Below are 10,989 nucleotides of genomic sequence, written 5' to 3' on the forward strand. Positions count from 1 at the left end.
ACCACCACTTTTATAACTACATAATAAAACTCCATTCTCATAGATTGCTCTATAAAAATGGAGCGGGTTCACTATTAGCTCTTCATATTCAAAGTGACCAAATTAGAATACGTTTCATTGCTTCCAAAGTTTTATTACATATATTGTAAATTATAGGGTGTAAATATTATTATATACTAAACAAAATGCAATTCATACACTAATAACAACCTATTTTACTGCTAATAAAGTAATATTTTTACATATTATTAGTATTACGCCTAAATTGTTTTATAAATATATCACATACAAAAAAAATCGCCCATTATAGGCGACGTGCAAAATCAGAAAATACAAAACGATCTGGACGATGACGAGATTCAGTATACTCAAATTGAGTTCCATCACCTAAACACACATAATTTTTAACAACCACAACAAAATTATAGAATTTCATATCTAGGTTTGCTTTATCCTTTAACGTCGCCGTTTCAACTTGAATGACTTTATTAGCAAAACCTATTTTTATATTTAAATTCTCCTCAATATATTCATAAATTGATCCACCTGCAATTTCTTTAGTTAAATTTTTCACTACATCCTTAAGAAAATAATTTATATCAAAAATTATTCGCTCATTATCTACACTTCGTACCCTATACAATTTATAAGCTTCTTTTCCTATAGGTAAATTGCTCTTTTTATTTATGGCTTCATCAACAATAAGTTCACGAAATTTGGAAACCGAAGTGCTAAAGTTTTGATTACTTCCCTTACTAGCTTCTTTAAAACTAACTAAGCCTCCAAAAGAAAAGTTGATAAAATCATTTTCTAAAACATACACTCCTTTTCCATGAAGACTATTAACAAGTCCCTGCTCAGCCAGCATATCCAAAGCTTTCCTAACAGTACCACGACTTGTTCCAAACTCCTTACAGAAATCATTTTCTGAGGGAAGTTTTTCTCCTTGTTTGTAAATTCCCTTAACAATATTATCTTTTATGTTTTCATATATATCTGTATATAATTTTTTCATATTAATCCTCCAATAGAACGCATAAAATCCTTTTTATGATTATCCCTTAATCCTAATTGCTTTTAGCCACCGGTTTTATATCATCATAAATAAAGTTATGCAATTGTTCTATAGTTGACTCCATATCCGCAAGCAAATACCAAACTCTGTCAATAGTTTTACCACTCCAGTAACCATCAACTGGGAATCTTGCCTGTTCTAACGTTTTTGTGTTTGAAGTTAGCACCTTTGTGCCAAGTTTTATTATATCTATGCTATTCATACTTGTCTCAGTAAGAGGCAGAAGCTCAGAAACAACACCTGGGAAATCTGTTACTCCTATAGACTGAATTTTTGTGAACATAACTGATAATATCGTTCTTTGTCTTTCGGTTCTCCTAAAATCATTACCAGAAGTATGACGTATTCGTGAATAAGCTACAGCTTGTTTACCGTTTAAATTCTGAGATCCAGCTTTTGAAACTCCAGGAATTTGACTGATCTCATCTTGGTCAACCTCTACGGTCACTCCACCAATAGCATCTATAATTTTTTCAAGATTAGTAAAATCAACTGTCACATAATCTCTAATATCCAAGTTAAAATTTTCATTAAGAGTTCTTATAGCAAGCTGCGGTCCACCGTAGGCATAGGCATGGTTAATTTTTGTTTCACCATGCCCTTTTATTTGTACATATGTATCTCTCATAATAGATGACATTTTTATTTTCTTGTTATCTGTATCTATAGATAGTATTATCATAGAATCCGAACGACTTGCTTCTTCTTTAGTTCTTCTATCTACTCCAAACAATGCAATATTTATTATTTCGTTAACTTCTGTTTCTTTTTTCTCAATTACTTCAGGCTTAATACCTAAATCCTCATTAGTTTTCGATATTTTCACAGTACTTATTTTGCTAAGTTGAAAAAACGTATAACTAAACGCTACTACGCCAACTAGTGCAATAATAGCAACTGCACTTAAAATTATTTTCTTTGATCTTTTCATGATTGACCTTCCCCTCTTTAATAACATAATTACTCCCATTATTATATACTCTTTTCTTACCTTATGCACTATTTACTTGTTAAATTAGCGGTTATTGTGTAAATATGTTTTGTTCGATAAGAAAAAAAACTACCAAAATAAATATATTTCAGTAGTTTTTTTAATATATTTCTTTCATTTTTTTACATGTGCCTGTCACCAGACATGGGTGTCCCAATTGTTATTGGGGTGGCACCTATTCTTCAGATTTTCTGATAGTGAAGTTATCTTGTAGTAAAGCCCAATTTTGAGGAAACGGATACCCTAAGACCCAATAACTTATTCCATTTAAATTATAGCTCTTGACTACGTCAAATTTTGCCTTTGCACTACGTGCATCCTCAAACCATACTTCATGAAACCTTAGTTTTTCATCTCTATACCGATAGAAAGGTGATTGAGCTATTGAATCATACTGAATATTAGCACCATATTTTACAGCTCTTAATATTGCTTCCTGACAACTAAATGTTTCAGCTTCCTGCCCCTCAATATGTGGGAGAAGCCAATCTCTTGAATATATTTGGAACCCAAAGTATATTTTCTGCTTAGGAATCACCGTGATAGCATAGTCAAGAACTCGTTTAATTTGATTTAGTGGTGAAATTGCTTGTGGAGGACCTTTTCTCCATCCCCATTCATAAATCATTAGCACAACAAAATCAACTATTCTACCATGCGCCTCATAATCATGTGCTTCATACAATAGTCCCTGTTGTGCTCCACTCACTTTTGGAGCTACCGCTGTAGATACAAAAAATCCTTCTGAATGTAACCGAGTTACCGCACGCTGGAGAAAACTATTATAAGCTTCACGGTCAGCTGGAATTACATTTTCAAAGTCAATATTTATCCCCAAATACCCCTTTTGTTTCATTGTACTAATAATATCCGTAAGTAAACTATCTACAATAGTGGGACTATTTAATACAATATGTGCAAGGTTTTCTCCTTTGGTAGTTGAAGTAAAGTTTGTAATGGCCATCATAGGTAGGCTCCAGGCTTCCATTTTCTTTAATTAAATAAGCAAAGGGGCTAAGGTAGGTTAAATTCTCACCCACTTTTTCAACAATTGGAACAGCCTCTTCTTTCAAGAAATAAATATATGCATTTACGTTTATAGCAGCCCTTAGTTTGCGTGGAATAACTACTATAGTACCTGGGTAAACAAGGTTTACATCAGTAATATTATTAACCTGTATCAGCCTTTGCAGGTAAACTCCATATTTTTGGGCTATCATCCATAATGTTTCTCCTGGTTTAATACGATGTCTGAGTGCAGGTATATATAGTACTAATCCTGGAAATATATTGTCAGGACTTATAACCTGATTATTTTGCAGAATTATTTGGACAGTAGTTCCATATATTTGTGCAATTTTCCATAAGGATTCGCCTTGTTTAACAGTATGATATACATCTTCGCTTGGGTTGACCAAGGCCTGACCTATTACAAGCTGATTAGGATTTGGTAACTCATTTACCTTTACTATTGCTGCCATTGAAACACCATAGTTATTTGCAATTTGCCATAGTGTTTCTCTTGCCTTTACTACATGAATCAACATTACATATTCCCTTCCATCTTTTTACAGGCGCCCATTTTTTTACAGGTGCCTGTCACCAGACCTAGTTTGACACCGGCGTAACACAACTTACAATCTAACCCAAGTGCCTGTCACCAAATTACCAAATTACCAAATTACCACCTTGTACTCCCTAAGCCAAATATCTACTTGGATTAAATAAGCTATAAGTTGCGGGCCAGCCATAAGTTGCCCAAACCAAGGCTTACCGTAAGCTTTCCCTCCTGAATCAACTATTTGTTGAACTGTATCCTTATTAATAAGTTGAAGAATAGGTGAGGTTTTATCTTTTAGTATTGCGTTCATCCACTTTTGAACCGCAACAGTATAGCCTGGATTATGGGTTTCTGGATAAGGACTCTTCTTTCTCCATAACACATCATCTGGAAGTAACCCTGTAAGAGCTTCTCGTAGAAGTCCTTTTTCTCTATCTTTATAATATTTCATATCCATAGGAATATTAAAGGCATATTCTACAAGTCTCTGGTCTGCAAAAGGAACTCTTACCTCAAGGCCGCTCGCCATACTCATTCTATCTTTTCTTGTAAGTAAGGTTATCATAAACCACTTTATATTTAAATAGAACAGTTCTCTCATTCTGTGCTCCCTTTGACTTTCACCGGAAAGCCTTGGAACCTGTGCCATGCTTTCATCATATTTAGCCTTAACATATTCCTCTAGTGGAAGACTTTGAAGATCTTTAGATAGTATATTCTTTCTGTCACTTACTGATTTTGACCAAGGAAAGGTTGTAGCATTAATATCTTCTTCACGTCTAAACCATGGATATCCTCCAAAGAGTTCATCAGCACACTCACCAGACAGTGCCACAGTTGAATTTTTTCTTACCTCCTTGCAAAACAGATATAATGAAGAATCCACATCCGCCATACCTGGCAAATCATTAGAAATAACCGCATCCTTAAGTGCTGATGTAAGCTCTGGTGTATCAAGAACTATATTATGATGATCTGATCCAATGTAATTCACCATCTTATAAACCCAGTCAGAATCCGTATTAGGTTGGAACACTGTAGGTTTAAAAAACTGTTTATTATCAGCATAATCAATAGAATAGGTAGTTAAATTACTCATATTATTCCTCTTAAAATAAGAAGAAGCTACCGCCGAAATTATACTTGAATCAAGACCACCTGATAAAAAAGTACACACTGGTACATCGGCAACTAGTTGTCTTTCAATTGAATCTACCAAAAGGTGACGAAGGTGCTCAGTAGTTGTAGATAAATTCTCATTATGTCCTTTTGCACCAAGATGCCAGTACTCCTTTGCTTTAAAACCATCTTTATCGTAGCTTAAGCTAAAAGCTGGAGGAAGTTCACCTATATTTTTAAAGATACCACTCCCAAGAGGTCTTGCAGGTCCAAATCCAAACAGTTCCGTCAGACCCTTTTTATCAACAATTGGCTGTACCTTTGGGTGAGCTAAAAGAGTCTTTATCTCAGAGCCAAAGATTAGTGAATTATCATTGATAGTATAGAATAGTGGCTTAACTCCTAGTGGATCCCTTGCTAAAAACATTTTTTGCTGCGTCTCGCTCCAAACTCCAAAAGCATAAATACCATTTATATGCTTAACGCATTCCTCGCCCCAGAAAATATAGGCTACTAAAAGCACCTCAGTATCAGAATAGGAAGAAAAACTAAATCCATTATCTATTAATATTTTACGAACTTCCTCTGTATTATATAACTCACCGTTATAAACTATAGTATAGGTACTATCCCCCATTTTTCTTGTCATTGGTTGCGCTCCACCGCTAGGATCTACAACAACTAGACGTCTATGGCCTAAATTTGCATGCTTTGAAAAATAGAAACCAGTATCATCCGGTCCTCTTTTTTTCAAGGTATCCGTCATTTTATATAAAATCTCACGTTCACTTTCAATATTAGCATACAGATTAACCCACCCTGCAATACCGCACATATATATCATCTCCTAAATTAAAAAACATTCATCCTTATAATATGCAATTAACTTAGGAGTGTGAACGTGAATAATAACTTTAACTGTTTCCCATTGTTCCGAACATCACCATATAATATAGTCTAGTTTCATTAAAAACATAGAACTCAATTTTACGCTCATCATTTTCATTAGCTCTATAGTAAAACACTGGCTGCCCGATTTCATCTGCTATTTTTATCATGTCCTTTATTGAGTTAACTGTGATAATTACGGCTGCCTGATAAGGTAGCGAACTGTCTAATCCAGCCAATCTATTTCCATACTCTTTGAATATGTTTGATACGTTTTTGTCAAAAGCATCAATATCTTTTTTTTGTTTTGTTTTAAATAACAAAAGAAATAATAGAACTATAAAAATAACTACACCTATAATTAAAATAACTAGTTTATCCGTTTTAGATTGCTTGTTAATGCTTTGTTTTTGAACAAACTCAGATTTTAAAACGTTGTTTTCTTTATTAATTTCATATATATTTTTATTTAGAGGAATAGATAGTTTTGGATTAAAGTCTTTTATTACTGTCTGTCCCTCGTACTCAATAAATAACTTCCCCTCCATTCTAATGAGTAAATTATTAGTTGCATCAATATTCATATCTTTATATAGAGATTTGACATAGGATGTATATTTATTTATATTAATTGTGATGGAGTCATTAATGCTCAATGTTTTCTCCTTAATCTTTGATGTTGTTTTTGAAAGTAGTGTTTCTTCTTTACTCCATAGTATTTTTTTGTCTTCCCCTACACCAATGGTGGACTCAATTTCTGCATATATATTATAGGAGTAATAAATACTTGCCGACTTCTCCCCTATAAATTTATTTGTGTATATTATATTAATATAATCTGTATAGGGTAGCATGTACATTTTACCACTAGGTAAAAAATCTAAACTTCCGTATATGGAGTTTGGCGACAAATATACTTGATAATCTAGACCTGCTTCGTAACTGTAACCATAAATATTTTTCATGACTACTTTGTCTTTCTTAAAGAAGACTGTATCCACTGTTAAACCTATTAATATGATGATTATCATCATCAGCAGTGCTAGAGTACTATTACGCAGTCTTTTGCTAATATAAAACAATATAATCCCCCTTTTCTCATTACATTTGTGTTAGCAAGATTAAACACCACTTATTTGTTTTTTTATCCATAAAGGTATTCTTCCAATTTTATGAATAGTATAAATTACAACACCCTTAACCTGTTCCGGTAATACTGGCGCATCCGCAAATTCATTGGCATCTCCCTTTGTTATATAATATTTCTGACCGTCTCTTACATAAATGTCGACAATTCTATGAACAATATAATAATTACCATTCCAATATTTAACCACATCTCCCAGTTTTACATACTGTGTATCAATCTTTTTAGCAATTATAACATCACCAGGATTTATTTCAGGTTGCATACTCTCAGTCAATACCAATGAAGGTGATATCGGAAAAACTCCTACAGAAAACCATACCAATAGAACTGAAAAAATAGCAATTAAGACCCAGCTATAAGGGTTATTCTCACGGTATTCTCTTGTTTTTGTTATTCTTACTTGTTTATTATAAGTATTAATAATCACATATAAACTAAACATAGGAAAAACTATTCCAATCACCGAAATAGTAAACCAAGTTAAGTTGGGTATAGGGCTCATAAACCATAATGGGACTTGTGAAACAAGAACATAAATAGTTGTAGCAAATGCTCCCGATAAATATGCGATATAGGTTAAAAATATATTCAATGCAAGTACAACAAAAACCTTTGACGAAAAAAATGTTATATAATCTTTAAATGACTCAATTCTAAATAGCGGGTTCCAATTTACACTTATAAAAGTATATACAAAAACTAACCCTACCCCCAAAATAAGAGCAAATCTTTTTTGAACAGAATTTATTATGAAGCTCCTTACCCATTCTTTAAAGATTATTACAGAGCCATAAAGTAGTAGACTTTTTAAAATACCAACAGCAGTAGTATCGTAAGGCGTTTTGGCAAATCCTTCTATAAATCCAAATGCAAAATAGGTGAAAATATACAAGCAGGCGGAAATGAAAACCCAAAGTGTAATAAAACTGTGAAATCTTAACTTAGATTTACCCCTTGGTCTATCAAGAAACCAGATGTAAATAGCTGTAGCAAGCCAAAACAATGTAGTAATTAATGGCCTAATAATTGCATGAATTTGAATATTGGAGTTAGAAAATAGAATATAGGCTAGTTGGAAAAATATTATAATTGCCATCAATTTCAAAACTCTTTTTTCATTAATAAACATAATTCACCCCAATATTTATCTTCTTACTGATAATTTATTTAACATATCAGTTGTGTTGCTAGTAGAGTTTAGAGCAGTATCCTTAGAAATAGTACCACTATGAAATAATTGAGCGATTGATGTATTAAAAGTAGTCATTCCTAAACCTAAACTATTTTCTAATACTATAGGTATTTGAGAAATCTTATTTTCCTTTAATAAATTTGATATCGCAGTTGTTTGCAATAATATTTCAAAAGCAGGAACCATTGTATTTTCATTCGTAGGTAGCAATTTTTGAGAAATTATGCCTCTTAAGCAATTAGCTAGCTGCTGCCTATTCCAGTTAGTACTTTCTTTAGGTGAAATATTAATAAAAAACTGCAAGGTATCTAATACATCTTTAGTATTCATTACAGCCACAACTAATTTCCCTGATTGTGCAAAATCTAAAATTTTAGAAATACTTAATGCATTTTTCAATTCGCTTACATATATGACATCTGCATCTTGATAAAGAACAGCCTCAATTCCATCATCAAAACTAGTAACATCTAAACCAATTTCCTTTTGACTTACAATACTTTGGTCATGCTTAAACAAATATTCAATAGGATTTTCTATTGTAACGATATGTCCGTTTAGAGTTTGTCTTATTTGATCTATAATATATGTAGCGGTGCTTGTCCGTCCACTAGAGGATGTACCCGAAATTATTATTAATCCTGATGTAAGATTGCACAATGGATCTACACAATCTGGTAATTTTAAATATTCTTTTGTATGGACAGAGAAAAAACCGATTTTAAAGGTAATTGAAAAAGAGCCTCTTTGTTTATAAACATTTACCCTAAATCTACCTCGCTTATCAATTGAATGAGTAAAATCACAAGATCCCTTTTCTTCTAATATTAAATGGTTGTCTTGACTTACAAACCAATTTATTAATGTCTCTGCCTCCAGTGTACTAAATTTATCAAAATCAGTGTATTTTAGAAAACCATTAACTCTAATTGCGGGAGCTATACCTGCGCTAAGATGTAAACTTGATGCTTTTTCTTTCATTGCATAAAGTAATAAATTATTTAATTTTTCCCTATCCAATAAACCCACCCTTTCATAATATACAATTTACAAATAGGATACCACTTTGTAACTTAAATGTAAATATTTTTGATTTCAATTAAAGCCAATAATTCATTATAAAAAAATTACATTAAAACTAAAATTTGTATTGACATCCTAGATAAAACGAGTTAATATAATATTAACAAAAATACAAATTAATAGGACAAAGGCAAACTTATTGAAAAATAAGGACGCAAAGCGTGAATCTAAAATGAATTAATTTTTCATTATGATCGATCAGCTACCAAGAATTATATTTCTTTGGTAGCTTTTTTGCGTTAATTTTAAACCTTCATTTAGAAACAGAAAAAAATATTAGGAGAGTGATAAAGTGAAGAAAACAAAAGTTATTGCATCAGTAATTGCTATGTCAATGATGTTCATGGGTGTTGCTTACGCATGGACAAACCCTATAAGTATTAGTGTTGCAGCTGATACAGCAGTATTTTCAGTTGACATTATTAATGCTGGGGCACCAACCGCTTCAAAGTTAATCGACAACTTAGTAAGCTCAATTAGTAGTGACGGAAAAAGCATGAGCTTTACAGCAGCTAACTTATATCCAGGCGCATTTGCAGAAACTGTTCTTACTGTTAAAAATACAGGCACTATTGATGTTAAGTTAACTGATATGTTATTATCATCTACAGAATTTCAAAGCTCTGATTTAGGTTCAAATGTAGAAATTACTGTATTACCTAAATCAACTGATGCAAATCAAAGCCCTATGCTTTCAGGTTGGACAAGCAAACTATTATTAAATCAACAGGGTTCCTCATTTTTTACTGATAAAACATTAACATTTGATGGAACTAAAACAATACTTGTACCAAATGACACTGCAACAATTAAGATAAATATCAAATTGAAAGACTCTGCGCCAAACATAACTACAGAAGGAGAAAAATTTAAATTTACTATTGAACCTATTTTCAATATAGCTAATTAAACACATCTTAGTAACTCAAGTTATAACGTCATTTTTTTATATGTGTTGATCAAATAAATAATTATATAAAAGAAAAGGAGGATTTATTATGAAAAAAACAAAAATCATTGCATCCGCAATTGCTCTATCAATGATGTGTATGGGGGCTGCGTATGCGTGGACCAATCCTATAAGTATTAGCGTTGCTGCTGATACCGCAGTGTTTTCAGTGGATATTGTTGGTGCGGAAACATTAGCATCACCGTTGGTTGACAACCTGTTAAGTACAATTTCAGGTGATAAAAAAAGTATGAGTTTTACTGCAGAAAACTTATACCCAGGGGCATCTGGTGAAACTAGATTCTATGTTACAAATACTGGAACAATTGATGTTAAATTAAGTGATATGTTATTAGAATCAGCAGATTTCGGCGGCATCGCTGAATTAGGTTCAAATGTAGAAGTTGAAGTAAAACCAATATCATCTCAGGGAACTGACCCAAATCAAGGTCCAATGGTTACTAACGGTTGGGGTAGCGCTATATTATTGAATTCACATAACAAATCATTCTTTGCTAATAACCCACTATATGAAGTTAGAACTGTAATTCATCCTGGACAAACAGCTAAAATTGACGTAATAATAAAATTGAACGCTTCTGCACCAGATACAACTACAGAAGGTAAAAAAGTTTCATTTATTGTTGTACCAGTTTTTGAAATAGCTAAATAATTTTATAGTAACTATATAATATATATCTTTCTTAGGACTCTCGAAACATTTGAGAGTCCTTTTTTTCGCATGACATCACCAGTAAATATTTCTATTATTTCATAAGTGCCTGTCACCAGACCTAGTTTGACACCGGCGTAACACAACTTCCAATCTAACCCAAGTGCCTGTCACCAAATTACCAAATATCTACTTGGATTAAATAAGCTATAAGTTGCGGGCCAGCCATAAGTTGCCCAAACCAAGGCTTACCGTAAGCTTTCCCTCCTGAATCAACTATTTGTTGAACTGTATCCTTATTAATAAGT

The 10,989-nt window shown here is 32.7% G+C and carries 10 protein-coding genes, 1 pseudogene and 2 riboswitches; of the genes and pseudogenes, 2 read left to right on the plus strand and 9 right to left on the minus strand.

The features are described 5' to 3' along the window. Positions 1-50 precede the first annotated feature (50 nt). Positions 51-134: riboswitch (cyclic di-GMP riboswitch) on the minus strand. 170 nt (positions 135-304) lie between these two features. The 8 genes from treR to ACREWB_RS12395 form a co-directional block, all read right to left on the minus strand. Continuing rightward, complete coding sequence (treR, locus tag ACREWB_RS12360; protein WP_431547741.1) at positions 305-1,015, minus strand: trehalose operon repressor; 711 nt, start codon at positions 1,013-1,015, stop codon at positions 305-307. Between the two features lie 52 nt (positions 1,016-1,067). Then, entirely contained in the window at positions 1,068-2,009 is a 942-nt protein-coding gene (locus ACREWB_RS12365; protein ID WP_431547757.1) for an LCP family protein, read from the minus strand. A 232-nt stretch (positions 2,010-2,241) separates the two neighbouring features. Then, entirely contained in the window at positions 2,242-3,033 is a 792-nt protein-coding gene (locus ACREWB_RS12370) for a glycosyl hydrolase family 18 protein (RefSeq protein ID WP_431547742.1), read from the minus strand. Beyond that, on the minus strand, positions 2,966-3,613 hold the full coding sequence (locus tag ACREWB_RS12375) for a LysM peptidoglycan-binding domain-containing protein (RefSeq protein ID WP_431547743.1): 648 nt from the start codon (positions 3,611-3,613) through the stop codon (positions 2,966-2,968). Before ACREWB_RS12375 ends, ACREWB_RS12370 begins: the two co-directional genes overlap by 68 nt. A 126-nt stretch (positions 3,614-3,739) precedes the next feature. Beyond that, positions 3,740-5,581 (minus strand): asparagine synthase (glutamine-hydrolyzing), encoded by a 1,842-nt coding sequence (gene asnB / locus ACREWB_RS12380; protein ID WP_431547744.1) that lies wholly within the window; start codon positions 5,579-5,581, stop codon positions 3,740-3,742. A 79-nt stretch (positions 5,582-5,660) separates the two neighbouring features. Next, positions 5,661-6,716 (minus strand): DUF5305 family protein, encoded by a 1,056-nt coding sequence (locus tag ACREWB_RS12385; protein ID WP_431547745.1) that lies wholly within the window; start codon positions 6,714-6,716, stop codon positions 5,661-5,663. Positions 6,717-6,755: 39 nt separating this feature from the next. Beyond that, entirely contained in the window at positions 6,756-7,913 is a 1,158-nt protein-coding gene (locus ACREWB_RS12390; RefSeq protein ID WP_431547746.1) for a signal peptidase I, read from the minus strand. Positions 7,914-7,928: 15 nt separating this feature from the next. Beyond that, a complete protein-coding gene (locus tag ACREWB_RS12395) occupies positions 7,929-8,996 on the minus strand; it encodes a type IV pilus twitching motility protein PilT (RefSeq protein ID WP_431547747.1) in 1,068 nt (355 codons plus the stop codon). Positions 8,997-9,178: 182 nt separating this feature from the next. After that, a riboswitch (cyclic di-GMP riboswitch) is annotated at positions 9,179-9,269 on the plus strand. Between the two features lie 82 nt (positions 9,270-9,351). Between ACREWB_RS12395 and ACREWB_RS12400 the strand changes: the two genes are divergently transcribed. Further along, complete coding sequence (locus ACREWB_RS12400; protein WP_431547748.1) at positions 9,352-9,969, plus strand: hypothetical protein; 618 nt, start codon at positions 9,352-9,354, stop codon at positions 9,967-9,969. Positions 9,970-10,057: 88 nt separating this feature from the next. Continuing rightward, positions 10,058-10,681 (plus strand): hypothetical protein, encoded by a 624-nt coding sequence (locus ACREWB_RS12405; protein WP_431547749.1) that lies wholly within the window; start codon positions 10,058-10,060, stop codon positions 10,679-10,681. 178 nt (positions 10,682-10,859) lie between these two features. On the opposite strand, the pseudogene ACREWB_RS12410 reads toward ACREWB_RS12405, so the two are convergent. Further along, positions 10,860-10,989: pseudogene (locus ACREWB_RS12410) on the minus strand (asparagine synthase C-terminal domain-containing protein); the annotation flags it as partial.

Source organism: Clostridium sp., from assembly GCF_050717635.1.
GTDB lineage: Bacteria > Bacillota > Clostridia > Clostridiales > Clostridiaceae > Clostridium_AD.

Bases quoted from the DNA above. Each gene is read 5' to 3' on its own strand.
- treR (WP_431547741.1), bottom strand. From the start codon at position 1,015: ATGAAAAAATTATATACAGATATATATGAAAACATAAAAGATAATATT.
- ACREWB_RS12370 (WP_431547742.1), bottom strand. From the start codon at position 3,033: ATGATGGCCATTACAAACTTTACTTCAACTACCAAAGGAGAAAACCTT.
- ACREWB_RS12375 (WP_431547743.1), bottom strand. From the start codon at position 3,613: ATGTTGATTCATGTAGTAAAGGCAAGAGAAACACTATGGCAAATTGCA.
- asnB (WP_431547744.1), bottom strand. From the start codon at position 5,581: ATGTGCGGTATTGCAGGGTGGGTTAATCTGTATGCTAATATTGAAAGT.
- ACREWB_RS12390 (WP_431547746.1), bottom strand. From the start codon at position 7,913: ATGTTTATTAATGAAAAAAGAGTTTTGAAATTGATGGCAATTATAATA.
- ACREWB_RS12405 (WP_431547749.1), top strand. From the start codon at position 10,058: ATGAAAAAAACAAAAATCATTGCATCCGCAATTGCTCTATCAATGATG.